The organism is Stenotrophomonas sp. YJH_SMC_120, assembly GCF_059368675.1.
The window spans coordinates 587,598-612,807 of record NZ_JCAFRY010000001.1; the positions used below are offsets into that span (position 1 = coordinate 587,598).

19 protein-coding genes and 1 tRNA gene are annotated in these 25,210 nt (G+C 62.2%); 9 read left to right on the forward strand and 11 right to left on the reverse strand.

Annotation, left to right across the window (positions count from 1 at the left end):
* Positions 1-2: 2 nt before the first annotated feature.
* Positions 3-1,625: an ORC-CDC6 family AAA ATPase gene (locus AC5P60_RS03005; protein ID WP_495201671.1), complete on the forward strand. Its 1,623-nt coding sequence runs from the start codon at positions 3-5 to the stop codon at positions 1,623-1,625.
* A gap of 1,299 nt (positions 1,626-2,924) precedes the next feature.
* Here the strand turns inward: AC5P60_RS03005 and AC5P60_RS03010 are convergent.
* The gene (locus tag AC5P60_RS03010) at positions 2,925-3,998 is read right to left on the reverse strand and encodes a hypothetical protein (RefSeq protein ID WP_495201672.1); all 1,074 of its coding nucleotides are present in this window, start codon (positions 3,996-3,998) and stop codon (positions 2,925-2,927) included.
* Positions 3,999-4,299: 301 nt separating this feature from the next.
* Entirely contained in the window at positions 4,300-4,752 is a 453-nt protein-coding gene (locus AC5P60_RS03015; RefSeq protein ID WP_495201673.1) for a hypothetical protein, read from the reverse strand.
* Between the two features lie 115 nt (positions 4,753-4,867).
* Here AC5P60_RS03015 and AC5P60_RS03020 point away from each other — a divergent pair, with 115 nt between their 5' ends.
* Positions 4,868-5,428, forward strand: a complete 561-nt coding sequence (locus AC5P60_RS03020; protein ID WP_180855550.1) for a MarR family winged helix-turn-helix transcriptional regulator — start codon at positions 4,868-4,870, stop codon at positions 5,426-5,428.
* A 356-nt stretch (positions 5,429-5,784) separates the two neighbouring features.
* On the opposite strand, the gene AC5P60_RS03025 is transcribed toward AC5P60_RS03020, so the two are convergent.
* The 3 genes from AC5P60_RS03025 to AC5P60_RS03035 all read right to left on the reverse strand — a co-directional run bounded on the left by AC5P60_RS03025 (position 5,785) and on the right by AC5P60_RS03035 (position 8,399).
* Positions 5,785-6,126, reverse strand: a complete 342-nt coding sequence (locus AC5P60_RS03025; RefSeq protein ID WP_180855549.1) for a hypothetical protein — start codon at positions 6,124-6,126, stop codon at positions 5,785-5,787.
* 40 nt (positions 6,127-6,166) lie between these two features.
* The gene (locus tag AC5P60_RS03030) at positions 6,167-6,700 is read right to left on the reverse strand and encodes a hypothetical protein (RefSeq protein ID WP_180855548.1); all 534 of its coding nucleotides are present in this window, start codon (positions 6,698-6,700) and stop codon (positions 6,167-6,169) included.
* Positions 6,701-7,196: 496 nt separating this feature from the next.
* Positions 7,197-8,399, reverse strand: coding sequence for a site-specific integrase (locus tag AC5P60_RS03035; protein WP_495201674.1), 1,203 nt, complete (start codon positions 8,397-8,399; stop codon positions 7,197-7,199).
* A gap of 63 nt (positions 8,400-8,462) precedes the next feature.
* On the opposite strand from AC5P60_RS03035, the gene AC5P60_RS03040 reads away from it, so the two are divergent.
* Together AC5P60_RS03040 and AC5P60_RS03045 are read left to right on the forward strand one after the other, a co-directional pair.
* The gene (locus tag AC5P60_RS03040) at positions 8,463-9,404 is read left to right on the forward strand and encodes a DUF4145 domain-containing protein (protein ID WP_495201675.1); all 942 of its coding nucleotides are present in this window, start codon (positions 8,463-8,465) and stop codon (positions 9,402-9,404) included.
* A 57-nt stretch (positions 9,405-9,461) separates the two neighbouring features.
* Positions 9,462-10,763: a PDDEXK-like family protein gene (locus AC5P60_RS03045; RefSeq protein WP_495201676.1), complete on the forward strand. Its 1,302-nt coding sequence runs from the start codon at positions 9,462-9,464 to the stop codon at positions 10,761-10,763.
* Between the two features lie 227 nt (positions 10,764-10,990).
* Here the strand turns inward: AC5P60_RS03045 and AC5P60_RS03050 are convergent.
* From AC5P60_RS03050 to AC5P60_RS03060, 3 genes are all read right to left on the reverse strand, one after another.
* Positions 10,991-11,066 (reverse strand) — tRNA-Thr (locus AC5P60_RS03050).
* A gap of 50 nt (positions 11,067-11,116) precedes the next feature.
* On the reverse strand, positions 11,117-12,121 hold the full coding sequence (locus tag AC5P60_RS03055) for a 2-hydroxyacid dehydrogenase (RefSeq protein ID WP_483692936.1): 1,005 nt from the start codon (positions 12,119-12,121) through the stop codon (positions 11,117-11,119).
* A 97-nt stretch (positions 12,122-12,218) separates the two neighbouring features.
* Entirely contained in the window at positions 12,219-15,089 is a 2,871-nt protein-coding gene (locus AC5P60_RS03060; protein WP_495201677.1) for an autotransporter domain-containing protein, read from the reverse strand.
* 255 nt (positions 15,090-15,344) lie between these two features.
* Here AC5P60_RS03060 and AC5P60_RS03065 point away from each other — a divergent pair, with 255 nt between their 5' ends.
* Genes AC5P60_RS03065 through AC5P60_RS03085 form a run of 5 tightly spaced genes read left to right on the forward strand, consistent with a single transcriptional unit; the run spans position 15,345 to position 21,339 of the window.
* Positions 15,345-15,854: an RNA polymerase sigma factor gene (locus tag AC5P60_RS03065; RefSeq protein ID WP_080052359.1), complete on the forward strand. Its 510-nt coding sequence runs from the start codon at positions 15,345-15,347 to the stop codon at positions 15,852-15,854.
* Positions 15,851-16,819, forward strand: coding sequence for a FecR family protein (locus AC5P60_RS03070; RefSeq protein WP_049404725.1), 969 nt, complete (start codon positions 15,851-15,853; stop codon positions 16,817-16,819). The genes AC5P60_RS03065 and AC5P60_RS03070 overlap by 4 nt, the downstream gene beginning before the upstream one ends.
* A 14-nt stretch (positions 16,820-16,833) precedes the next feature.
* Positions 16,834-19,620, forward strand: a complete 2,787-nt coding sequence (locus AC5P60_RS03075; RefSeq protein WP_483692938.1) for a TonB-dependent receptor domain-containing protein — start codon at positions 16,834-16,836, stop codon at positions 19,618-19,620.
* A 46-nt stretch (positions 19,621-19,666) separates the two neighbouring features.
* Positions 19,667-20,623 (forward strand): hypothetical protein, encoded by a 957-nt coding sequence (locus AC5P60_RS03080; protein WP_049449974.1) that lies wholly within the window; start codon positions 19,667-19,669, stop codon positions 20,621-20,623.
* Positions 20,620-21,339: a hypothetical protein gene (locus AC5P60_RS03085; protein ID WP_049454949.1), complete on the forward strand. Its 720-nt coding sequence runs from the start codon at positions 20,620-20,622 to the stop codon at positions 21,337-21,339. Before AC5P60_RS03080 ends, AC5P60_RS03085 begins: the two co-directional genes overlap by 4 nt.
* An 82-nt stretch (positions 21,340-21,421) precedes the next feature.
* On the opposite strand, the gene AC5P60_RS03090 is transcribed toward AC5P60_RS03085, so the two are convergent.
* The 3 genes from AC5P60_RS03090 to ispH all read right to left on the reverse strand — a co-directional run bounded on the left by AC5P60_RS03090 (position 21,422) and on the right by ispH (position 25,183).
* On the reverse strand, positions 21,422-22,087 hold the full coding sequence (locus AC5P60_RS03090; RefSeq protein ID WP_483692939.1) for a lysoplasmalogenase: 666 nt from the start codon (positions 22,085-22,087) through the stop codon (positions 21,422-21,424).
* Positions 22,084-23,967 carry a M61 family metallopeptidase gene (locus tag AC5P60_RS03095; RefSeq protein ID WP_483692940.1) on the reverse strand — a complete coding sequence of 628 codons (1,884 nt, stop codon included), beginning with the start codon at positions 23,965-23,967 and terminating at the stop codon, positions 22,084-22,086. The genes AC5P60_RS03090 and AC5P60_RS03095 overlap by 4 nt, the downstream gene beginning before the upstream one ends.
* 265 nt (positions 23,968-24,232) lie before the next feature.
* Positions 24,233-25,183, reverse strand: coding sequence for a 4-hydroxy-3-methylbut-2-enyl diphosphate reductase (gene ispH / locus AC5P60_RS03100; RefSeq protein WP_005408565.1), 951 nt, complete (start codon positions 25,181-25,183; stop codon positions 24,233-24,235).
* Between the last annotated feature and the right edge of the window lie 27 nt (positions 25,184-25,210).

A 25,210-nucleotide genomic window follows, 5' to 3' on the forward strand; every position in this document is an offset into this window, starting at 1 on the left:
CCATGGATGACGCTAAGAACTTTATCTTTCGAACAGAAGACATTCGCCCTGAGGAAATACTATCTCTCTTTGTACCCACGGAACGGGATCGGCAACTCATCGCAGGACTTAAGTCCCCTACACCTTTCATCATAGAGGGCAGCCGCGGGACGGGAAAGTCGTTCCTGATGCGTGTCTGCGAACAAGAGCAAGAACTTGAGTCAGAAACGAGCAAAGTAATCCCCGTCTACGTATCGTTTGTCAGAAGCTCGCTACTTAATGCTAAGAACGAGCACCAGTTTCAAAGCTGGATGCTCGCCCGCCTCGCATCAAGAGTGCTTAGGACACTTCAACAACACGGCCTTCTCGCCCAGCCCACGATATCAACTAAACTTCTCGCGGGCGGCGACTTTGAGCACCCTGAAAAGAAGACTGAGCTTGAATTGGTAGCAGAACGCTTTGAAGACTCATTCAAGAGTCCAGGTGTCGAAGTCGACGCATCCGCCGTGCCGGATGTGGAGGCGTTCAAGGACGCCATTCAGGATATCTGCGACCAACTTGGCATTCGCCGATTTAACGTTCTGTTTGACGAGGCAGCGCACATCTTCAGACCGGAGCAACAGCGTCAATTTTTCACTTTGTTCCGAGACCTCCGCTCCCCTTACATGACATGCAACGCAGCTGTCTACCCGGGGGTGACCTCATATGGCCCATCTTTTGAAGCGTCACACGATGCTCAGATTGAGTCTCTCAACCGGGACATTCATTCTTCCGGCTATCGCGAGCAGATGCGAGAAATTGTGATCAAACAGTCTGACGCAGCACAGCAGACATTGATCGAACGAAATGGCGAGAGCTTCGACGCGCTAGCTCTCGCGGTAAGCGGAAACCCGAGACTGCTACTTAAAACAGTAGCACTGTCAGGAAAGTTCCGCTCATCCGACATTCAATCTGTACTCAAGGACTTCTATCGAAACGCCATTTGGGCTGAGCATAGCGCACTCTCACAGCGGTATCCGGGGCATCGGTCATTGATTGACTGGGGAAGGACGTTCGTTGAAACCCACGTAATTCCCGATGCAATCAAGAGGAATGATCAATGGCGTAGCGAGGGAAAGCCTGAGCGCACCTGCTACTTTTGGATCAACAGGGATGCTCCCCAGGCAGCATTTGAGGCGCTAAGACTCCTTGAATACACCGGAGTTATCACCAAGCTTGACGCAGGAGTAGTTGCAACCAGGCGACAGATCGGCACCCGGTATGCAATCAATATGGGCTGCCTCGCGGCGAGCGCCTCAAGCCCGGCAGCATTAATAAATGAACTAAGAAGTGGACTTACAGTAAAGCGCTTCACAGAGTACGGAGAGAACTTCGATCAGTTCATTGAACTGTCGGGAAGCGTAGGAGCATCGATAAATGCGGATCTGTCCACAGAGCTATCAAACCTCTTGGATGCATCGGTATCAAATCTCGACCTCACAAGTCATCAGCTTAGCGCACTTAACTCGATTGGCATAACGACCGTAAGGGGCGCACTTACTTCGTCGGAGGCCAACTTCAGAAGGGCAGCCTACATAGGGCCAGTTCGCTCTAGAAAAATGATGAATGTTGTGACTGCCGCAGTGATGGAATACCTCTCAGGCTGACATCGCGCCAGCTTCAGCTTGGGGCCGACTGCGGCCCCAAGCTCCTTATCCTCACAACATTGTGTCGCCCGCATCCATGTACGGCCAAAACGTTGGGAGGTCCTCGGAGAACGCGCGCCCAGCCAAGACAGTGACTCTATCTCGTCTCGCTCAGGCGGCGGCTACATGCAAGGCATTTTCGGTACATGCCATATCGCCCAGGACGCTCCCGTCCCAGCAAGCCACCGCATTCGCAATCCAAAGCGCTGCGCCCTTGATCCCAGCGCCAAAGCCTTAGAGTAGCGACAAATGCAAGGGTGACCGATACCGCGATAGCCAACGCCGGGAGCCATCGCGCCATCGCATACACCCCTGCAAGCATCGGACTCTCCCGGAGCATTCCCAACGGCAGCATCAGCAGCAACCCCAGCGCCAAAGCCCCAAGTGCGGGCGCATACATCCTTACCATCATCCACGTCCAACGATCCATGTAGCCGTCCCGGTGATTGCTTTATGCATCCTTGAGCATATCGGTCGCAGGGGATGAGACTTGAACGGCGAACTTTCTTTGCCGCCCGTACAAGGCCGAACACCATCGTGTGCTTCATACAAAGAGGCCATGCCTTGCGATTGCAAGCACAGGCTCATGCACCGCCGCCCGCATGTTGCACGTCGAGCTCAGGGCACATGCGCTTTGATAGCGCTTTGTATGAGCTATACACCAGCCCCCAGGATCTTCGAAGCGCGCTTACACGGCCAAGCCACCCATACAACCTCGCGGCCAATTACGCCGTCGATCAATGAGGACTGCGGTTTACAGCAATCCACATGATCATCCGAGTAGCCATTGAGTCGACCATGTGTCATGTGGATCGCCATAAACACTGCATACATGGGCAAGCAATCTATACATCACAGTGATTGCCGGGAGGTTGCGCTCATAAGCGGCCTGCAGGATGCTCACCAGGGCTCACCAGAAGCTCGCTGAGCGCGCCGCAGGACCGTTCAGCGACACCCCTACACAAACACCGGCAGGATTGAACACAGAGGCTTACAGGTCATCTTCGAAAACTCCGGCGCACGCTCTCCACACAACCCCGGCTGTAATTTTCTGCGCGTCCCCGAAGGGGCGCGCATCTGGACCCGAGGTGCGAGGGCCGAAGGCCCGAGTACCGATGGGACCAGTCACGGGACATCAACGTTGGCCGCCCAATAAATATCTACCTTCTCAAAGAGAAGGTAGTTGCTCTTGATTTATAGCTCTTATGGGGCTGCTGACAAGCGAGCTCGCTTGCGCTCATAAGACCTTATTGGCGTTCGCTATGCAGCCAGTTTTCGCCGTTGCTCCTCGCGATGCTTGCGCTGGTTGTTCCGGTTCTGCTCACGCCTCCTGTCCGCACGGGGATCGCCTGAGACGCCTGCGGCATTCAGCGCGCGTGTTACCGTCCGCTTTACGCTCGAGCACCGGGCGGCGAACGGGCAGTTGCGACACGGCATATCCCGCACGTCGTGACGATTGCCGATGCACGCCGGAACGTATCCTTCAGGCGCTTCGTTGACCTCAGCAGGCACGGCGACCATCGCCAGCGCATCCCGGACCATGTCTTCTTCAAACATCGCCTTGGCACGCGCCTCTGTCAGCGGTCCACCAGCCCCAAGATACCGCGCCAATCGGGCGGGGCGGTCCTTTGCATGCAGCACATCGGCACTCAATGCCCGCATTGCCGCAGCATGCACGGGATCTTCTCCAGACGGCTCCATAAAGAAGTGCCGATCCCAAGCGGGCGAGAACAACCGTTCACCAGTCTCAGCCCAGGTGGGGTGTCCCCGCATCCATGCGCCGAACAACTTCCCGGAAATCAGCTGGTTTGGCAATGGTGGGCGCTTCGCCTTCCGGCCCACGATCCATCGTTCCATGACGATCTCGCAGAACAGATCGTACGGCATTCCCAGTTCGTCAGCCTTCTGACGGGCCCGCCACAAGCTGGTAATAACCGACCTGTCGTTCAACGCGAGACTTGGCGTACAGGGCTGCTTGCGCGGCGCTTCGGAATGGTCAAAGTGACGCGCCCAAGCAGCACGGTACGCGGCGATATATGCCTCCGTGAACGCCTGCGTGGCCTGCACCGGGGACATGTAGCGGTTCCCGATCCAACGGGTGCGCAGCAACAATGCCTCTTTGGCAAGCAAGCCTTTATCGATGTACGTGCGCTGGAAGACCAGCTCTCCCACCTGTCGCTTCACGGGATCAGCCGACTTCAGCGCGCGTTGATATGAGGCATCCCTGCTCTGCGCCTCCATCATGTTCTTCGCAGACGCCTTCTTTCGGGCCGGGTTAGGCCGTTTTATCTTTGCCTTCCCGCCCGTCGCGCCTGACTTCTTGTTCCTAGCCATTCTCTTTCCCTCCTCGATAAAGACAGTGTTATACCGACCGGGCCGATGAAATCGCCGGTCTTCTTATGTTCACTAGCGCACGGCGCGCCCGGACGTTTCCGCTGCGGGCGCGCAATGGATGACGCGAGTCAGATGAGGGAACGGCCACCAAGCGGTTGGATGGCGCTATCGCCAAATGTGACAGCCTGAACTTCACCTGGTCCCAGGCCATCCCTAGACATCACGCTCCTTAGTGCCGTCAGGCGCAGAGGGGCCCCTCCGCACCCAACATGGTCGCCATGGGCCGCTACCGGCTCGGACCTCAGCGACTGACGGCGTCGAGCTCCATCACGTGCAGCTGCACTTCAGCAGAGACAAGCATTGCGGGAGTGATGCGCTTCTTGCCGCAGTGGCGCAGGAAGGTCACAGCACGCTGAACGTAGTCGCGGTAGTTGATACCGGTCATGTCAACCAACTGGCGAGCCTTCCAAATTGCGCGAAACATCGAGGCATCGCATACACGCAGGTCGTAGCGACGGTCAGTGGCACCCGTGTTGAGCTGCAGCCTGCTGGCAAACTCGGCAGTGGCCTCGAATGCAGTCATCTCGCTGTAGGTGGAGGCGCGATGGATTTCGCACACCTTATCCACGACAAGCTGCTCACCGCCCATGATCGTTTCAGAAATTGCGCTCTGCGCGGCGTGCAGCGCGCCCCTGCCCTCACGCTGCGCAGCGAAGAGGCAGATGGAGCGATCAATATTGTTGTGCTTGTGCATGGTAGTTCTCCTAGTTGCTAGCGACTGCGGAATTGCCGTCACTGGAAACAAGGTTGCCAAGCAAGTAAGTGGCGGACCCATTGAATTCAACCAGTCCACCATCCTAGGATGTGGCATGAGCCAACTGCCGCATCCTGAGTTCAGGGCACTATTGATACTTGCCAATGGGCTGACTAGCGACCTTGAAGTCCGCCTCAAGGAATACGACCTATCCCTCACTGGATTCCTGGCGCTAGAGGCTATCGAGCGGGCACAAGGTGCCAACGCATATCCGATGACACGCGCGAGCCTCGCTCGAATGATTGGCACCACGCCAGCATCGATGTCTGTACTTGTTGGGCGTCTGATACGCAAAAGGATGGTGTCAGAAACGTCTATTGATGCCCGGGCCAAGAGACTTGCGATTACATCATTCGGGCACTCTAAGCTCGCTGGAGGGAAGGTAGCCTGGGAGGACACCTTTGAAAATCTTAGCGAGGCACTATCGCCTAGCGGCAAAAGCCAGCTTCTGAAAGCCATTGATAAGCTGAACTTGACGCGTGAACACGAGCGCAAAGAGGAGCATCGAGCGGCGTACATGCGCACCCTCTCAAAGCAGTCAACCAAGAATGCAGTTGCAAATAACCATCAACAGTCCAGAGTCGCTGAGTCCCGAAGGAGGGCTGAGCTCGAATGATCACAGCTGTATGGAGTGATCGATTCCGGTACCCCACTACGGCAGCTAGGTAACGCGTCCTTCGCGAACCATCTAGGACTTCGTGCTTTGGACACGGATTATCCACGCACACAATTAGAACCCGTCGTTCGCCAATGCGCACCAATCGCTGCACAACGCTAGCCTGACAGGGTCGCTACACCCCTGCATCGACAGCCCTCGGGCAGCCCCAGATCGGCCGACAGAGCGATCCTAGAGCGTCTATTCTGCGCAGCTAGCCCGGTGCCTGAGACAGTAGCCAGGTGACACCTCAGCTAGCATAAAGAAGGCCCACTGACGTTGCCATCAGCGGGCCTGGTTGCGGCAAATCGAGTTGCTCAGCGAGGGCGAATGCCCAAGCCAAGCAGCACAGCTCCAGCGATGGTAAGTGCTTGACCTACTGCGAGCGCATGCATGTTGGCAATGTTGCCGTAACCGCTTGCTGAGGGGTTGATCAGGAAGTAGAGCCCAATTGCGAGTGCAACTAGTCCCAATGCCACACACGCCACTGTCGAGCCACGCTCTTCCCGGGCGTTCGCGCTCGCACGATTCGATTCAACAATTGCCTTGGGCAGGTCCGCATAGCACTTAGGACACTTCGCGGATGATCTACCCGAGGGGATGGCAGCACGGCAAGCCGGGCATTGATAAAGGTTAGTTGCTGGATTGCTGGTTTGCATGTTCTCTCCTCCATGATTGGATGCACTGGGGTTTCCGACGTCAGCCACCCGTTGGACTACCCACCTGAGCGCCCTTGACCAGATCACGCAATGCAGCGCGTTGCTCATCGTCCAGGCTGTATTCGGTATCGCAGACCCGGACCTCGATCCTGTTGGCACCGGTGAAGGCCCCTGCTTCTGCCAAGGTCATCTTCTTGCCGAACGAAAGGATTGCGTACTCGTATCGATTGAAGGCGGGCATGTCGCTGGGAAGCGAAACAGCCCTTCCGTCCACGAGCATGTCAAAGCCTGTACCGGCGCAGCGGACGTCATAGGACATGTTGAAGGTGAGGATGGCCGAGACGGTGAAAGAGTCCGACTTCGTTACAGCGCGGTCTCCGTCTACTACGCTGTGCAGGCTCAGAGAAATGCCCCTGCTGGTCTTCGACAGCTCCGATAGCTCCACTTTGGCCTCGTAGGAGGTTCGATCCTTGAAACGGTCGTATGAGCGCTGCTCCTGGGCTACGACTTCTCCCGGGGCAACAGCAGTCAGCATCAACGACATGACGGCAGCAAGCGTAATCCTGTTCTTCATCCCAACGTCCCCGACTGAGCGCTGACGGGCCCGGCCACCCCTTGCGACCGGTCACACCGCGTGCAACGCTATATACCGCAATGGTAATGACTTCTACTGAATAGGTATATGGCCCATGCTCCTGCAAGTTCACACACCGTTACCTCCGCGTGCCCTCGCCCCAAGTCATCACTGCTACGTTTTCCAAGCGGCTCTCCGAAGCTCGAGCGCTGCGAGGGCTGTCCCAGCGCGCGCTGGGGGCGCTGGTGGATAAGGATCAGGACAAGAACCGAGGTGCCGTGCTGATCAACAGGTACGAGCGAGAGCGAAATCAAGCGGATATGACCAAGGCCGCAGAACTTGCCAGCGCACTTGATATACCCGTCGCATACCTCTTCGCTGAGGACGATGACCTGGCTGCCGCAATCTTGGCCTTCGTGAAGCTCCCGCCCCCAGAGCGGCACAGGGTGCGAGAGGAGCTTGAGCGCTTGGCCGGGCAGCAGCCCGACTGAGAGCTTCACGCCGCCAGCTTGGCAACTGCCGCCGCCAGGGTGTCCGGGGCCAGGTGGGCGTAGCGAAGAGTCATGGTGATGTCTGCGTGTCCCAAGAGCTCCCGCACGGTGTTCAGGTCCACCCCTGCCCGCACCAAGCGTGATGCGAAATGATGGCGCAGATCATGGAAGCGGAACTCTTCAATGCGGGCATCGGCTATGAGTTTTCCCCACCCCTTCTTGATGTCGGTCACGTCGAAGACCTTGCCCGCACGGCGCCCGCCCGCTTGCCCAGCCCAACGCTGCAGGACTTCCATGGCTTCGACGTTTAGCGGGATGTGACGCTGCCTACCGGACTTGGCGTTCTCGGCCCGAATGGTCAGCATCTTGGCTTCCCAGTTGATGTCCGCCCATGTCATCGACAATAGTTCACCCCGCCGCATGCCGGTATTGATGGCTGTAAGGACCACCGGGGTCAGGTGATCGACATAGCCGTCCATCGGCAAGTCAGGCAGAACCGCTTGCCGGTACTTACGTCGGGCCGCATTCGCGTTCGCCCTCCCCTCAACCCCGGCTAGATCGCGCGCTGCGAGCGCGGCCCGGAGCATCGCTTCTTCGTCCGGGGACAGGAACCGCACCACCTTGCGGCTAGCTGCTGATCGCTGACGCATGCCCATGAGGGGGTTAGTCTCGATCAGCTTCCACTCAACGGCCCGAGACAAAGCAGACCGCAGGCAAGCAAAGTCGCGCGCTGCGGTAGCCTTGGTGACGGCGTCAGGGCCAGTGACACGCCCGCGCCACCATCGCTCCATTGTGGGCACGTCAATTTCGATGATCTGCCGGCGCAACAGCCACGGGAACACGGATCGGATGCGATCCGGGTACTGACGACCACCCTTGAGCTCAGCCACAGCCCAAGGCTCGAAGTGATCATTGAGCAGCGTCTCGAGCGTGCAACTGGTGGGCTTGGACTTCGCAAGCGCGGGCAACCCGGACTGAACGTACTCAGCGACAGCCTGCCGAGCTTGGTCGCGGGCCTGATCAAGTGACAGATGTTCAACCGAACCCAACGTACGACGCTTACCGTGCGCCCAGGTCACGATCCAAGCTTTATGACCTGAGGGCTGCACGCGAAGAATCAGACCACGAACCTGGGCGTCCCTGAGCTCGTACGGGCGATCTCGGGGCTCCGACGTGAGAGCGATGCGCTTGGTAAGGGCAGATGACATTGGGCGGGTTGTCCGTAAGTGGCGATAAGGCCAACTTAGGACAGGATGCGAGGTGGTGTTTGGATGAGGACGGTCCGCACTACAATAGAACAGACCATTCAGGATATGGCGGAAACCATGGAAGTTAAATACTTGCTTCGAACCCTAGACTTTAACCAGCCAGCGACTATATCGGAGCTTTATTACGGACCCAGCCCGACCTCGACTAGAAGTATTTCAATTAATGGCAATGAAGCCAAATCACTGATAAAGATAATGGACAGGCTCGGAATACATGTCACGAGGGACGCAGATGACGCTAGCGCCTTTCGGGTTCCGTATGACTCACTTTGGTCGTTTGGCACAAACTTTCACTTGGCCGCAAACACAATCCAGCAAGAAGAGCCAGGGTTCAGCATCATGCATAGACTTAGAGAGCTAGTCCCAATCGAGGGAAGCCACCCACATTCCTATCGCGTCACCGCGCTTGCGAAGGTGGTAGATGATGATGTCGCCAGCCGAATTTCCCCTCTATTTGGAAGGGACATACATACAATTGACTTCCAACACACAAAGCATCACGCCGAAGTAATAGCAGCCGCACTTTATATTGAGGGAATGCTCAACCACGTGATTGAAAGTACCTCCACGAAAGCGAGCCCCCACAAATTTTTCCAGAAAATAAATCTCTGCGAATCAGAGGGACTTCTTCAGAGTGGGACCACCCAGATATTGCACGCACTCAGGAAGGCCAGAAACTCAGCCGCGCATGATCTGGACATGCTGACGCAGGACGAAGATAACACAAAAGGAGTGCGCGTAGAAAGCAACCACAAGGACTTCATAAACAACGTGAGATCCGTCATTGACCTTGCCAAGGATCGCTACGACATCGGAACAGTCCGAATCAACTTTAGAACTGCCATCGCACTCACAGCAGGTGAAATAAACAAGTCCGCACAGATGGCAGGGAGCACAACACTTGGATTCATTCACCCCGACGAACTTGACGACCTTTTCGCCTAACCTCCCACACAACAATTCCAACCGCACAAAAACAGTATCAGACAAAGGCAAGGACAAATGACCGTTGCAGCAACGCAGGATGCGCTCGAAGCTTTCTTCATTGATCCCCGAGTTGTTGAATTGTGCGAGTTATTACGCACAAGTGACGATTTGCTCGACGTGATAAATCTATCCGAGAACCAGCACTCCAGCATGCTGGCTTGGCTGCTGGACCCCCGCGAGGGGCATGGACAAGGCGACCAGATCCTACGTGATTTACTTATCGCTGCGACTACGTCTGCTCGCTCAACCGTTGCCCTTGATGGAAGAGGTAGAACTTCCCGATTCTTCTCTGCTTGGCCCCCCTCGCGCATTCGTACGGCGACCTTTGGCTCGGCGTTCGTTGCTCGGGAACTGGGAATTAATGCAAGAGAGCGAGTGGATCTCTTCGTGATTGACCCACAGAATAAATTCATTCTAGTAATTGAGAACAAGGCTGGAATGAATCACTCAGACCACCAGCTCGACAGCTATAAGTCAAAATTCGATGAGATTTCATCTTCCAACTCAAATCTAAAGGATTATGATTGCGCATTCATCGCCCTAGACCGCTACTTCCAAGGAGATGATGAAAAAGAACTTCCGAGCGCTAGCACGTGGCTTCATATCGGCTACGAATGGCTCCAAGTGTCTGCCAATCGCGCGTTGATGCACATGGAACGGGGAAACAATGCGGCGCGGCTTGTCGTGAGTTACTGCAATAGGCAGACCGACTGGAACAGTCCTCAGAACAAAAGAAGCATAGAACTAGCTTCGGCGTTGCACCATGATCACAGCGATGCCATCAAGCGTTTGCTTTCGACGTCGATAAGGCGCATCGAGACTGAATGGCTGTCAAGTCGTGCGCCGCCTGCTGAACTCGAATTCATGCTCCAGAACCGTTCACTTGAGGACCTGCTCCGAGAAACACAGGGCATGGCGTCGGTGGCCTCGTCGTTGCTGGCACGTGTTCCCGGCTTGACAACAGAGTCTCTCGAGCATGGGCGCGTATGGATGGACATATGCCCTATTGGCTGGGAAAGATACTTCAATGGCGAATGGTGGCCCGTCTATCTCAGCATCACCTACTCAAACAAGGACAGAACTCAATTCCGAGTTTCTCTAGTGTGGAACTCATATCACGCCCGCTCTGAAGCTGAAGCGAAGCAACTTCGAGGGCTACTTGCGGAGTACAACCAACGATTTTCAACACATAGTGACGCCAGCCGCAGATGGATTGTGTTGGACAAAAGTCTAAGTCTTCAGGAGCTCTTTCGTCGGGTCCCCGAGGTCTTTGCCCACCTGAAGAAGTTGTTAGAAGTCAGCAGCGTCACCCCCTGAAACAACTCTTTCGCATCAGACTCGCCTGCCTCGACGCGTTCCCTAAGCGAGTCTGAAGCCAACGGCCAGTAGATTCCGCGAATGATGTGCGCGGAAGCGGGCCATCCGCAATGAGCTGCATGGAAGCTCATCCAGCAATCGACTGCGAGCAAAGCCCTCACCAATCAATGATTTCCAATCACCCACCAACAAAAAGCCCCGACCAAGGCCGGGGCTTTTCATGCAACTGGTGCCGGAAACAGGAGTCGAACCTGCGACCTACGCATTACGAATGCGCCGCTCTACCAACTGAGCTATTCCGGCGGAGCCCGCGATTTTACGGGCTGGGCGCCCCGGCGGTCAATCCACCCGGCTCAGTCCGCCTCTACCCGGTTGGCACACACCCGCCCAGCCGCGAAATCCTGCAGGTTCCCCAGCGTGATCGCCGAGATCTCCTGCAGCGCCTCCACGGTGAAGAAGCCCTGGTGGCCGGTCACCAGCACGTTGGGGAAGGTCATCAGGCGCTGGAAGGCCTCGTCGTCGATGATCTCGCCGGACAGGTCCTGGAAGAACAGCGCGCTTTCCTGCTCGTACACGTCGATGGCCAGGTGGCCGAGCCGGCGCGACTTCAGCCCGCGGATCACTGCATGGGTATCCACCAATCCGCCGCGCGAGGTATTGACCAGCATCGCGCCCGGTTTCATCCGCACCAGCGAGGCGTCATTGATCAGGTGCTGGGTATCGGGCGTCAGCGGGCAGTGCAGCGAGACGATGTCAGCGCGCGCCAGCAGTTCATCCAGCGCCACCATCTCGCCGATATCTGCGAAGGCCGCCGACGGATACGGGTCGTGCCCCAGCACCGTGCAGCCCATGCCCTTGAAGATGCGCGCGGTGGCCAGGCCGATCTTGCCGGTACCGACGATGCCGACCGTGCGGCCATGCAGGGTCCGTCCAAGCAGTCCGTCGAGCATGAAGTTGCCTTCGCGCACGCGGTTGTAGGCACGATGGGTCTGGCGGTTGAGGGTCATCACCAGCGCCAGTGCATGCTCGGCCACGGCTTCGGGCGAATACGCCGGCACCCGCGCGACGAACAGGTCCAACGCTTTCGCAGCGGCCAGGTCCACATTGTTGAAGCCCGCACAGCGCAGCAGCACCGCACGCACGCCCAACGCGTGCAGCGCGCGCAGCACCTGCGCATCCAGCCGATCGTTGACGAACGCGCAGACCGCGGCGCAGTCCTGTGCCAGCGCTGCGGTATGCACATCCAGCGCGGCATCGAAGTAGACGAACGTGTAACCCTGCCCCGCCGCCTCACGCAGGTTGGCTTCGTCCAGGAAGCGACGGTCGTAGGGTCGGGCGCTGAAGACGGCGATCTGCATGGAATAACCTGGATGGAATGCCATGCCGACCATACCGCAGCCACGCGTCCGTGGGGATGGCACCGGCGATGCGAACATCGCCGGTGCCCTGTGCCACTCAGAACTTGTAACCCAGCCCCAGCATCACGCCGTTCTGGATCTGCCCGTCACGACGCTCGCCCACGTAGTCGGCCATGATCGACAGGCGTTCGCTGGCGCGGCTGGTCACGCCCAGGTTCCAGGCCAGCACCTGCTCGCCCACGGCCTGGCTGCTTGCCCCGAACACCAGATCCGGTGCTGCGGCGAAGCCGGTGCTGTAGCGCGCCTGCGAGTCGCCCAGTTCCTTCTGCCAGACCACGCGGGCACGCGGGGTAATGCGCTCGCCGTTGTTGCCTTCGAAGGTCCTGAACAGCTGCAGGCCGGCGCCCACGCGGATGCTCTCCAGGCTGCCGCTGCGACCGACCAGTGCACCCGCGCCCTGCCCTTCATTGAAGCGCGTGGCCGAGGTACGCGCGTAGTCCACCACCGGCAACAGCGGCTGGATCGCCAGGCCCTTGCCCGTGGTGAATGAGAACGCATGCTCCACCCGCGCGGAGATCGCATCGTTGCTGTACTTGGCACGCAGCGGCTGCTGCAGGCCATCGATACCGCTGACGCTGCGGCGGGTGTCGTGACGCAGGTCTGTGTAGCGCACCGCCGCCGAGAGATAGCCGCGCGAATAGGTCGCGTCCAGGTAGCCACCCACGTCCAGCGCGCGCACGTCACCACTGAAGTCGGAGCCGTCGCGGCCCTTGGTCGACATATCCGCCGCGGCCACGCTGACGCCCAGGGTGACGCGGTCATCGGCAACGCGAGTATCGGCGCCGACGACGATGCCGCCGATGTTATGGCTCAAGCCTGCCACGCCACCGTCGGCATCGATGCGGCCGTGGCTGGCGAAACCGCGCGCCCACAGGCCATGGTTGCGACCAGAGCCACTGCCTTCACCGCCACCCGCCGCCGGCTCGACCAGATGCATGGCCAGCTGGTTGAACAGGCTGCCGTGGCGCATGCCCGGCTGCGCCGACACCGATTGCGCGGCCTGCGAGGCCAGACCGTCGGCATCACCGCCACTGCGCATCGCGGCCTGGTGCTGCTGCACCACGTTGCCGATGCTGCCCACCAATGCGTTGTCGGCCAGGCGCAGGGTCGCGTGCGCGTCACCGCGCAGGGCACCGGCCTGCTGTGCGATCACATCACGGTCGGCGAACTGCAGGGCGCCGAGCAGCGACTTCAGGCCACCATCCCTGCGATCGGAAGCAGTCGCCAGCGCGCGGCCCAAGCCATCGCCGGAAGTGCCGTTGGTGAACAGGCCCATCTGGTCGAAACCCGGGTTGGCGGTCAGCCACAGGCCGTCAGCGGCCTGCTTCACGTTGAAGCTCAGCAGCGAGTTGTGGCGCGGGCGGAACACTTCGCCGCCGGTGATGCTGGCGCTGTAGCCGGTGTCACCCAGGCGCACGACCTCTTCGAAGCCGCCCTGGTAGATCGGGCCCTGCACCAGGTCACGGCGGAAGTCCTGGCCGTAGTAACCCTGCGCCACGTCCAGTTCGAGGAAGGCCCCTTTGGAGATCACCAGCGCGCCGTCGGTCTGCTTGCTGTCGAAGAAACTGCCTACACGCAGGCGGCCACTGCCCGCCCCGCCGTTCTCGGTCACATCGAACAGCACCTTCCCGCCCGGCATGATGTTGACGTAGCCATGGGTGACCAGATCGCCGCCGCGCGGCATCAGGGTCCCGTACACGCGCAGGCGGTTGAAGCCGTCCTCGCGCCAGGACGGGCGGGTACCGCTGGCCAGCGCACTGAGTTCCATAGCGGTGCCGGCCACGTCACCATTGCCGACCAGCATGCCTGCGCCCATTACCCGCACCTCCGAAGCGCGCAGGGCGCCGCCTTCCAGCGCGATGGTGCCGTTGTCGACCAGCATGAAGTCGGCACCGGTGGTCGCGGAGGTCCGCCATGTCGCGCCATTGGTCACGCGGATCACGCCCATGGAGTTGTCCAGCGTGGACGCATCCAGATCGCCCAGGCGCAGCTTCGACAGCAGCAGGGCCTTGTAGTACGGATCGTTCTGGTAGTCCTGTACCGAGTTCGCGCCGATGCCCTGCGGACCATTGCTGGACGCGTTGTAGATGCTCTGCGCCAGGTTGATGTAGCTGGATTGCCAGTTGGTGTTCCAGCGCGCGAAGTCATCATCGACGAAGGTCTGCAGCTGGCGACCGGTGCGCAGGTAGCCCGGATTGATGTCGCCACTCACGTTGGCGGTGACATTCAATGTATCGCCCGGATCGCGGTAGCCCTTGGCGGTGATGACCCTGTTGCTGTAGATGTCCTGGCCCGGGAACGACTCCAGCTTGCTGCCGCTGCCATCAGGATCGAAAGTGACCGAGGCACCCGTGGTGCGCGCCGGATCGCGGAACACCAGCAGGCCGTTGGGCTGCACGACTTCATACATGGCCTTGTGCAGCAGCCCGGCATCGATGCCGCCGCCGTAGTTGCCGGTGTAGATCTGGGTCATCCGCGGCGATGGCGTGTAGATCACCTTGCCGCTGTTGCTGGCCGCGTGGATCTGTACCGAATCGACGATCGGCAGATCACCGGCCAGATAGCGTTCGACGCCACCGGACTGCATGATCGAGCAGGACGAAATGCAGTGGCCGGACACGATGGTGTTCAGGCCGGACGTGCGGATCACGCCCTGCAGCCACTCGCCGGCGATCAGCGCGCCACCATTGGAGGTGCGCAGCACCACTTCGCGGATCGGCCGGCCCTCGGCCTGTGCCTTGGCCAGCAAGGCGGGCAACGACACCACATCGGCGTAGGTCACCCCGCCGCTCAGGAAGATGCGATCCCCCTGCACGTGATAACTCATTGCCATGACGTCATCAGCCGCCGCGATGGCGCCAACGGCGATCAGCCCGGCCAGGGCCAGGCTCAACTTCGAATGCTTCATACGTTCTCTCTCTCCACCCGCAACACGCGGGTAAGGAGTCAAACGGCAAAGCGCCGGAATCTCCCCCAGCCCGGTCGGCCGGAAAAAATGAATGCATTCACAATGAGAGAGGGGCACCACACACTCTTCCCCATCCGGTCATCGTCGCGTAAAACTCGAAGGCGCACCCGCCAACGTCAGCCGAGGCCAGCCCTGTCCGTTCCGTCCCCCCTGATCCACCACGCGCCGGAGCCACCCGCGCCTGCGGACGCCTTCATCGCGTTCGTACGCGAGGAACGCGCGCCACTGTGCGCGTTCCTGCGCACACGGGGCGTCGGGCCGGAGGATGCAGAGGACATCGCGCAGGACTGCATGGAGCGGCTGATCCGCTATCGCGCGCACGGCACCGACGAACTGCGCCTGCTGCTGTATCGTATCGCGCGCAATCGCCTGGCCGATCGCGGCCGATCGCCGCAGTCGCGACCGCACCTGTCACTGGCCGAGCATGATGGTCACGACGAGCCCACCAGCCCGTCGCCGGACCCCTTGCGCCAGGCAGAGTCCGGGCAGATGTTGTCCCTGCTGCGGCAGGCCCTTTTCAAATTGCCCGAGCGTGCGCGCGAGGTGTACCTGCTCAACCGGATCACCGGCATGAGCTATACGCAGATCGCGCGGCACTGTGGAATTACAGCCAAGACCGTGGAAAAACACATCGCCCGCGCCCTGCAGGGCCTGCGCCAGGAGTTGGGACCGGATCCGCTGCACAACGACGGGGATACCGAATGAGCAGCCACCGGCACACGGAAGACGCCTCGCTGTTCGCACGCGCCAGCGCCTGGGTGGCGCGGTTGGAGGCCCCGGACTGCACCCCTGCCGAACGCGAGTCGTTCGAAGACTGGCTGGCTGAAGACCCTGCCCATGTCAAAGCCTGGGCGCAGGCCGAAGATCTTTTCCAGCAGGGCCAGGGCCTGGCTGCGGACCCATGGCTGCGGACGGCTGCGGCGCGTGCGGCACGGCCTGCCCGACGCCGCTGGCTGCCTGCCGCGGCCGCGGCCGCTGGTATCTGCCTGGCCATCGGCGTGGGCTGGATGGTAGCGGTGGATGGCAACCCAGCCCCGCAGCGCTTTGCCAATGACACGCATCAGGCGCAGCGGCTGACCCTGCCCGATGGCAGCGTAGCCACGCTCGATGCCGGCACGACGCTGCACGCACGCTTTGGCTGGCGCCACCGCGAGCTGGACCTCGAACGCGGCCGCCTGCAGCTGCAGGTCGCGCCATCGAACAAAGCACTGCAGCTGCGCGCCGGCACCAGCACCATCCGCGATATCGGCACCACCTTCCAGGTCGAGCGCCTGCACGATGGCCTGGTCGAGGTCGCGCTGCTGGAGGGTGCGGTGGAAGTCAGCAACGGCGCCGCCCAGCACACCCTGGCCCCTGGCCAGCAACTGCAGGTACTCCCCTCCGGGCGCATCCAGCCCGGTCCAACGCTGTCCTCCACGGCAGCCGCCGAGGGCTGGCTGCATGGGCAGCTGGTCTTCGATGCCACCCCGCTGTCGATCGTGGTCGAACGCATGAACCGCTATGGCCATGCACCGCTGGTGATCGCCGACCCGGAGATCACCGATCTGGCAGTCAGCGGCACGTTCCGCGCAGGCGACGCACAGGAGTTGCTGTCCGCGCTGGAACTTGGCTGGTCCATTGCTGGCCAGACGCGCCCGGATGGCGCGCTGGAACTGCGCCGCACGTACTGAGGAGGCCTGCGGTGATGGCAGGACCAGGCGCGCTGCAGTGGGGGCTGCTCCGCCCCCTGCTGTGCCTGGCGCTGCTGGTCGCCGCGCCGCCTGCCGCCCTCGCAGGCGATCCGGCTGCCACCCACGACTACCGCATCAACGCTGGCCCGTTGCCCTCGGCATTGCAGCAATGGGCACGGCAAAGCGGCATCGCTCTGGTGTTCGATGCCCGGGAACTGGCGGGGCTCCATGCCAACGGCACCCATGGCCAGGCCGATCCAGCATCGGCCCTGAAACAGCTGGTCGCCGGCATGCCGGTGACCATCCTTCGAACACCGTCCGGTGGCTTCGTGGTCCGCCGCATCCGCGTCGCGCCCGCCGTCGCGCCGCCGGTTCCGGCAACGGTGGCGCCGCGCCCGCGCATGCCCCCGCAGTCGCCCCCCCAGGTGGACCTGGCGCCGATCCATGTCACCGGCAGCCGGTTGCCGCGCACCTCCGTGCAGACCACCCTGCCGGTGACCACGATCGATCGCGCAGATATCCTGCGCAGTGGCTACGGCAGCCTGTTCGACCTGCTGCGACACCTGCCGGGCATGAACGGGCTGCCAGCGATGAGCAGCGCACGCAGTGGCGATTCGCAGTACCTGCCTGTCGGTGCGGCCGCCACCACCAGCCTGGATGGCATGGGACCGCGCGCCACCCTGTTCCTGGCCAATGGCCGGCGCCTGCCCCGTTATCCGATGGTGTCCCTGGAACAGGGCGGGCTCACCGACCTGGGCGGCATTCCACTCAGCTTTGTCGAACGCATCGAACTGGTGCGCGGCGGTGCATCGGCCATCTACGGTGCCGATGCCATGTCCGGCGTGGTCAACATCATCCTCCGCGACCAGGCCGACGGCCCGGAGGCAACGCTGCAGACCGGTCTGAGCAGTCGTGGCGACGCTGGCCAGTACCGCGTGCAGGCCGCCACCGGAGGCCTGCGCGGGAGCGGCGACCGCTGGTTCGCAGGCATCGACCTGCATCGCGTCGATCACCTGGCGGGGGACCAGCGTGACTGGCACGCGGAGACGTCGCAGTACCTGATCGGCGCCTTCCGCGATGGCGACTACTGGCCCGCTACGCGCTGCGACGGACCATTGAAACGACGCAATGGCGCCTGCTGGTTCGACAGTTCGCGCCCTCGTTCGCTTCAACCGGCCTCCGATACCGCCTCGGCCTATCTGCGCTACCGGCATGAGCGTGGCCAGGGACGCTACGTCTATGCCGAAGCCCGCGCCAGCCACAACCGGCAGCGTTTCGATCTGGGCCCGACCGCCGTCGCCCTCGGCCTGTACGGCTACACCTTCAACAGTGTCCTGCGCGAAGCCGGCAATGTGCGTCCCCAGGTCCGTGCCACCGACGCCGATCTCACCCTGGGCATCGGCCGGGACCAGGGCAGCCACAGCTGGGACGCCGGCATCAGCGCGCAGCGCAGCGACGTCACCCTGGCCACGCCGGGCACCGTGCGCGCCGAACCGTTCATCGAGGCGGCGCAGTCGCTCAGGTTCCTGCCAGGCTTCGATGCATTGCCCGCCGATGAAGCCACTTCGCTGTTCCCATCGATCCGCAACCGTGGACTTACCGAGCAGTGGCAGGGCTGGTGGGGCATACAGCGCGCATTGATGCCGATGCGGGGCGGCAATGCGCAGCTGGCTACCGGCATCGATCTGCGCCATGAACGCTGGACGTCGCACCCGGACACCCTGCTGAGCCAGGGCGATCTGGCACTGGGGCTGCCGCAGCAGCAGCGGCGCCTGTCGCGGCAGAGTGGCGGCGCGTATGCGGAACTGGGCCTGCCACTCACGTCGGAACTGCGCATGGACCTGGCCGCGCGCTGGGACTACGACGGCGACTACACGGCATTCTCGCCCCGTGCCGGCCTGCGCTGGACGCCAACACCGCACTGGTCGTTCCTGCTGGCCAGCGGCCGCGGCTATCGCGCGCCCAGCCTGTTCGAACAGCGCCGCCCGCCAGGACAGTTCGGTACCCTTACCCTGCCCGTCTCAAGCGCACTGCCACCTTGTGCACAGAGCGAGCCGGACGGCCGCTGTGTGGTCACTGCGGATGTGGAGGAGAACAACGCGCTCAAGGCCGAGAGCTCACGCAGCCATTCGCTGGCGGCGACCTGGTCACCCAGCGATGCGTTCTCGCTTTCGCTGACCCACAACATCGTCGAGCTGCGCAACGAGATCCTCGCGCTGCAGCCGGCCGATGCCGTGTGGAACCGTGACACTTGGCAGTTGGATGAGGATGGCAACCTGAGCAGCCTCCGCCTGTCGTTCGACAATATCGGCCGCACCACTTCCCGCAACTGGGTGCTGCGTGGCGAATACCGGGTCGACACCGGCAGCACCGGCCAGTGGTTGTTCTCCTTGGACGCGCTGAAGCAGCAGGAGCTGCGCCGCCGTCGGGACCACGAGCCGGCGATCGACCTGCGCGGGCATGTCACGCCCGAGATGGCGGCGGTCCTCAACGTGCAATGGCAGAACAGCAACTGGGACATCGCCCTGCGCGGCAACCAGGTGGGCCGCACCCGCGCATGGCTGCCCGGCGCCGAGTGCCCGCAGCGGCAGATCGAACAGAACCATTGCATGAATCCGCGGCAGCTGCGCTGGAACCTGCACCTGGCGCGCCGCCTGGGCACACGCGTCATCGCGGCGCTGGACGTGCACAACGTGCTTGATGCGCAACCGGTGAACTACCTGGTCGGCAATGGTGGGCAGATGCCGGGGCTGGACGATCCACTGGGTCGCTACTACCTGCTTACCCTGCAGTTCCGCTGAGCGTAGTACGCTACGCGGCCTGTTCCACCGGTCTGCCACCTTCCCCATGAAAGCCTATCTCTGGTTCTGGGGCGCGTTCCTGCTGTTCTTCGCGTTGCCCTTCCCCTGCATCCTCTATTTCGGAACCTCCTGGCCGGTGGCGCTGGCTGATCGCAGCGCGCCATGGCTGTCCCTGCTGCTGCTTGTGCTGTCGCTGGCTGCATGGCTCTCTCTGCTGTTCGCGTTCCTGCATTTCCTGCTGCTCGGCCCACCGCGCGCCCTGCATCGCGTCCGCTCGATCCTCGCCGATGGCGAACCGCGCGATGCGCTGATCGAACACGCTGAACAGACCGGCGTACAGGTGCGTGGCTTCGCGCAATGGAAACTGCAGCTGTCCTTCAAGAACCTGTCCGGCACGCCGATCCGCGAACAGCTGCTGGTGGTCGACAGCAAGCCGCAACTGCAGCGCTTCGGCGTCGGCAGGCACGTCGATGCACGCCTGAGCCGGGTGCCGGGCGCGTTCCCGAACGTGGTACTGGACGGTGCCCAGCCCGAACTGGATGTCGCCAGCCTGTGGCGGCGAAGCATCGGCGCAGCGCTCTGCATCGTCCTGGTAGCCGCTGCCTATGTGGCGGCCTACCGGCTGCAGAGCGAGGGCCTTGGCTGGACCTTCCTGTCCTTCGGCCACCCGCTGCTGGTGTGCCCGCTGGTGCTGTGTGGGTACATGTTGGGGCTGCGCCTGCTTGGCCGCCTGCTGCAGGCTGATGCGCGCGGCGACGCGTTGAAGTACCGCGGCATCGGCGTGGAGGCCAGGGTGCTGAAGGTGCGTCAGACCGGCACCTACCTCAACGAACAGCCGCAGGTGGAGTTCCAGCTGGAGTACACCGATCGCGACGGCCGCGTGCAGCAGGTGAGCGTGCGCCGCTTCATCCCGCTGATCGATCTAGCCAACATCCCGCGCGAAAACGTGACCCTGCTGTACGACCCGGATGACCGTGGCAACGTGCGCCTGGAGGGCGTATGAAACAGCCGCCCTCCACCCACACCGTGTTCCTGGTACTGCTGCTGGTTCTGGCGGGCGTGGCCGTTGCCGGCGGCGCCCTGCAGACCATCAGCGAAACGCTGGGGCATTCGGTACAGCCGGACCGGTTGCCACCCTCCGTCCCGTCTCAGTCGTCGCGCGAGCAACCCGCATCGCTTGTGCCGTCCCCGGCCGCCTTCCCCGCGGCGAGTACCGCTGCGGCGCCCGAGCGCAACAATCGCCTGTTCGATGCGGACTACCTGCTGGCTGCCCGCCAGGCACTGGAGCAGCTGCCAGCGCTGGCCGGACAGCGGTTGACAGTGTTCCACAGCATCCACTTCTATGACGATGGCCGCATCAACCTCGATCTGGTCGACCCGCAACAGCCGGGCCACGTCGACAGCTACCACTTCGAACGTGGCCAGTGGCGCAAGGGCAATCCGGTGAACCCGCAGCAGTTCGCGCCGACCATCAGCCTGCAGCGCAGCAGCACACCCCTGGCCAGCATCGATTTCGAGGCCGTGTCGCGCGTGGCGCAGGCACTGCAGGAACAACGCAACGCGCTGCAGAACCCCGCATCCGAAGTCGGCCACGTCTACGTGATCGTGCGCAAAGGCGGCAAGCTGGTGTGGCTGCCGGATGACGTCGCCGGTGACCGCGAATCCGTGCGCCTGCAGTTCGATGCGCAGGGCACCCTGCGCGGCGTGAACCGCCGATAGGCCACAAAAAAAGGGGACGGAGGGGATTAAGTCGTATGTGCCTTGGTGCGGATTGCGACTTAATCCCCTCCGTCCCCTTTTTCTATTTCACCGAGCGGGCGATGGCGTACTGCGCGCCGTAGTACGTGGATAGCACCAGCAGGCTGGCCAGCGGCAGACCGCCGGCGAAGCGGTCCCAGGCCAGCAGTGAATCGCTGGCGACGAACAGCAGCGCACCGGCGGCCGCCCAGCGCGCGCTGCTGGCTTCCACGGCAGCGGGCTGTGGCCGGCACCACTGGCGTGCCAGTGCCAGCACCGCCATCGAGGCCAGCACCACCACATACGCCAGCACCGGAATGCGCATCGGTGCGGGCAGGTGCGGCCACAGGCCAAGTACGTTGAGCACGGCAAACGTCGCCAGCAGGACGCTGGCGGCGAGCAGGCCACGTCCGGCACGCAGGCCGTCGCGGAAGGCCACGATGTAGCAGAGGTGGGCCAGCAGGAACGCGACCAGGCCCGGCACGAACGCATCCATCGGCAGCATCAACGCGATGTCACCCACGCACGACAGCAGCATGCCGGCCAGCACCGCGCGTCGATAGAACGGCTGTGTGGGATCATGCAGGCGCCAGACGATGGCAGCGATCAGCAGCGTGGTGGTCGGCTTGGCCAGCCAATGCAGCCAGCGCCCGTCACCGTGCAGGAACGCGCCGACGATGGCCAGGATCGCCATCAGCAGGATCACGCCATCGCGGGCGCGCGGCTTCATCGGGCCTTCCACAATTCTGCAAGGCGGTCAGGCTTGCCGGCGATACGCTCCAGCACCGGGTACTGCAGGCCACCGTGGTAGGCGATGCTCATCGTTTCGATGCGGTCGAACTGCTTCACCAGCAGCACGATCGGCGCCTTGTCCTTTGCTGCGGCCGCCACTGCATCCTTCAAGCGCTGGCTGCTGTACTCACGGCCGCCAACCGCGATCACCTTCATGCCCGGTGCAAGACCGGCGTTGAACGCCGGGCTGTCCCAGATCACATCGCCAACCGTACCGCTGTCGAGCACGGTCGCGCCCAGCGAATAGGCCAGCAATGCCGCCTTGGCACGTTTTTCCTGCGCCTTGTAGGCGTCGTTCGGGGTATCGCGGTAAACCAGCTTCCAGCCCGCCAGTTCCAGGCCGCCGGTCAACGAACCGTGGCCGTCCAGGCGCCCGCGCAGGAACGTCGCCCAGTCGTACGGCGCGATGCCGTTCAAGGTCGCGACCACATCATCGAAGGTGTACGGATTGACGTCCCAATCGCCATTGCCGACGCCGAAGAACGCACGCGCGAAGTCGTCCAGGCTGCGGCGGTTGCCGCTCAGTTCGCGCAGCTTGCCCTCCACTTCCAGCCACAGCATCTGACCGCCGGAGTAGTAGTCCTCGCTCATCTGGTAGTTGCGGTAGGGCAACGTGCGGCGCTGGGCGATGGTCGGGTCGTTGGTGGTGTCCTGCAGTGGGCGCCAGGCCAGTCCCGGGCGGCCGCGGTCATAGGTGGCGGCCACGTTGGCCAGCATGTCGCGCGCCTGCGCGACCGACCACAGCCCCGAGCGTGCGGCCAGCACCTGGCCCCAGAACTGGGTCTGGCCCTCGTACACCCACAGCAGGCTGTCGCCCATCGGCACGTTGAAATTGGCAGTAGCCAGATCGGCGCCACGGCGGTACTTGCCGTTCCAGGAATGGGTGTACTCGTGCGGCAGCAGGTCGCGCATCCACGCGTTGCTGTCCCACTCGGTGAAATAGCCCGGATCGGCGCTGTTCTCGCTGGAGCGGTGATGCTCCAGGCCGATGCCGCCGAGACGGTCGGTCAACGCCAGCAGGAACTCATAGTGGTTGTAGTGGCGCGCACCGTAGAGCTTGTCGGCCTGCTGCACCAACGCGCGATGCATGGTGATCTGTGCCTCGCTCGGCTTCAGCGATTTGGCGTCGTCGGCAAACACATTGAGGTGCACCGGCACCTTCGCGCCCGGGTCGAGATCGATGCGCTGGTAGTGCTCGCCGGCGAACAAGGGCGAATCGACCAGATGGTCATACGAGATCGGCTTGAACACCACGGTGTCACCGTCGCGCCGCGCGGTTTCCAGCGCGGTTGCGAACGACCAGCCCTTGGGCAGGGTCACGCTGGCCTGCGCCTGCAGGTTGCGCGCATCGACGCCGGCCGGATACAGCGAATTGGCGTTCCACTGCAGGTTGAGCATTTCCGGGGTCATCACCACCCGGCCCTGGCTGCCGCCCTGCGAGGACAGGAAGTCGAAGTGGGCGACGATCTCGCTCACGCCCTCGGGCACGTTCACCTTGAACGCATAGACGTTGAACTGGTCACGCTGCCAGGCCAGCGGCTTGCCGTTGGCGGTCACGCGCAGGCCGGCCAACTTGTCGATCGGGCCGGTGGGCGAATGGTTGCCGGGAATCCACTGCGGGTACAGCAGGGTCATCGGGCCGGGCTTGGCCGGCACCGTAGCGGTCACCTTGAAGATGCGCCGGGCCAGATCGCGCGCGTCGACATCGATGCGCAGCAGGCCGGGGGCCTCAGCGTTCGCCGGTGGCGAGGTCTGCGCCAGTGCAGGCGTGGCCGCCAGCGCGAACAGCAACGACATCGCCAAGGCTCGGGTCTTCATCGGGCAGGTTCCAACAGCGGAGAATCTTCCGATGCTAGGCCTGTAACGTGCCCTGCCCCATGGCCAAAGGTCATGGGCGGGCCGCCCATCCTTGCGTGCGAAAAAGCGTGCGAACCAAGGTTCGCACCCACCTTGTGCCGGCTCGCACCCACCTTATGCCGGCTCGCACCCACCTTGTGCTGGTTTGCACCCACCGTGTGCCAGTTCGCACCCACCAGAGCAGTTCCAGTAGATCCACGCCATGCGTGGATGAGGCGCTTCCCGGTCAGTCGACCAGGCGCAGGCGCAGTTCCTTCGGCAGCGCGAACACCATCGATTCCGGTTCGCCGTCCAGCTCGCCCACGCCGGTGGCGCCCAGTTCGGCCAGGCGCGCCAGCACGCCATCGACCAGCACCTGCGGTGCAGAGGCGCCGGCGGTCACGCCGATGTGCTGCTTGCCTGCCACCCATGCCGGGTCGATCTCGTGCGCGCCGTCGATCAGGTACGACTCCACGCCCTCACGGCGGGCCAGCTCGCTCAAGCGGTTGGAGTTGGAGCTGTTCGGCGAACCGACCACCAGCACCAGGTCGCAGCGCTTGGCCAGATCGCGCACGGCATCCTGGCGGTTCTGCGTGGCGTAGCAGATGTCGTCGTTCTTCGGGCCCTGCATCGCCGGGAAACGCTCGCGCAGCGCATCGATGATGCCGCGCGTGTCATCCACCGACAGCGTGGTCTGGGTGGTGTAGGCGAAGTTTTCCGGCTGGTTGATCTGCAGCGTGGCAACCTGCTCCACGTCTTCCACCAGGTAGATCTGGCCGGTGCCGGCTTCGCGGTTCCACTGGCCCATGGTGCCTTCCACCTCCGGGTGACCGGCGTGGCCGATCAGCACCACGTCACGGCCGGCACGGCAGTGGCGGGCGACTTCGAAGTGGACCTTGGTCACCAGCGGGCAGGTGGCGTCGAACACCTTCAGGCCACGGCGCTCGGCTTCCTGGCGCACGGCCTGGGACACGCCATGGGCGCTGAAGATCACCGTGTTGTTGTCCGGCACTTCGTCGAGTTCCTCGACGAAGATCGCCCCGCGCTGCTTCAGGTCGTCGACCACGAAGCGGTTGTGCACCACTTCATGGCGAACATAGATGGGCGCGCCCAGCGTTTCGATCGCGCGCTTGACGATCTCGATCGCACGATCGACACCGGCACAGAAACCACGCGGGTTGGCGAGCAGCACATCCATCAGTTCAATCTCCCGGCAGCGGCCGGC

Bases quoted from the DNA above. Each gene is read 5' to 3' on its own strand.
- AC5P60_RS03015 (WP_495201673.1), bottom strand. From the start codon at position 4,752: ATGCACAAGCACAACAATATTGATCGCTCCATCTGCCTCTTCGCTGCG.
- AC5P60_RS03045 (WP_495201676.1), top strand. From the start codon at position 9,462: ATGACCGTTGCAGCAACGCAGGATGCGCTCGAAGCTTTCTTCATTGAT.
- AC5P60_RS03055 (WP_483692936.1), bottom strand. From the start codon at position 12,121: ATGCAGATCGCCGTCTTCAGCGCCCGACCCTACGACCGTCGCTTCCTG.
- AC5P60_RS03035 (WP_495201674.1), bottom strand. From the start codon at position 8,399: ATGTCATCTGCCCTTACCAAGCGCATCGCTCTCACGTCGGAGCCCCGA.
- AC5P60_RS03070 (WP_049404725.1), top strand. From the start codon at position 15,851: ATGAGCAGCCACCGGCACACGGAAGACGCCTCGCTGTTCGCACGCGCC.
- AC5P60_RS03040 (WP_495201675.1), top strand. From the start codon at position 8,463: ATGAGGACGGTCCGCACTACAATAGAACAGACCATTCAGGATATGGCG.
- AC5P60_RS03005 (WP_495201671.1), top strand. From the start codon at position 3: ATGGATGACGCTAAGAACTTTATCTTTCGAACAGAAGACATTCGCCCT.
- AC5P60_RS03095 (WP_483692940.1), bottom strand. From the start codon at position 23,967: ATGAAGACCCGAGCCTTGGCGATGTCGTTGCTGTTCGCGCTGGCGGCC.
- AC5P60_RS03090 (WP_483692939.1), bottom strand. From the start codon at position 22,087: ATGAAGCCGCGCGCCCGCGATGGCGTGATCCTGCTGATGGCGATCCTG.
- AC5P60_RS03075 (WP_483692938.1), top strand. From the start codon at position 16,834: ATGGCAGGACCAGGCGCGCTGCAGTGGGGGCTGCTCCGCCCCCTGCTG.
- AC5P60_RS03030 (WP_180855548.1), bottom strand. From the start codon at position 6,700: ATGAAGAACAGGATTACGCTTGCTGCCGTCATGTCGTTGATGCTGACT.
- AC5P60_RS03025 (WP_180855549.1), bottom strand. From the start codon at position 6,126: ATGCAAACCAGCAATCCAGCAACTAACCTTTATCAATGCCCGGCTTGC.
- ispH (WP_005408565.1), bottom strand. From the start codon at position 25,183: ATGGATGTGCTGCTCGCCAACCCGCGTGGTTTCTGTGCCGGTGTCGAT.
- AC5P60_RS03020 (WP_180855550.1), top strand. From the start codon at position 4,868: ATGAGCCAACTGCCGCATCCTGAGTTCAGGGCACTATTGATACTTGCC.
- AC5P60_RS03010 (WP_495201672.1), bottom strand. From the start codon at position 3,998: ATGGCTAGGAACAAGAAGTCAGGCGCGACGGGCGGGAAGGCAAAGATA.
- AC5P60_RS03085 (WP_049454949.1), top strand. From the start codon at position 20,620: ATGAAACAGCCGCCCTCCACCCACACCGTGTTCCTGGTACTGCTGCTG.
- AC5P60_RS03080 (WP_049449974.1), top strand. From the start codon at position 19,667: ATGAAAGCCTATCTCTGGTTCTGGGGCGCGTTCCTGCTGTTCTTCGCG.
- AC5P60_RS03060 (WP_495201677.1), bottom strand. From the start codon at position 15,089: ATGAAGCATTCGAAGTTGAGCCTGGCCCTGGCCGGGCTGATCGCCGTT.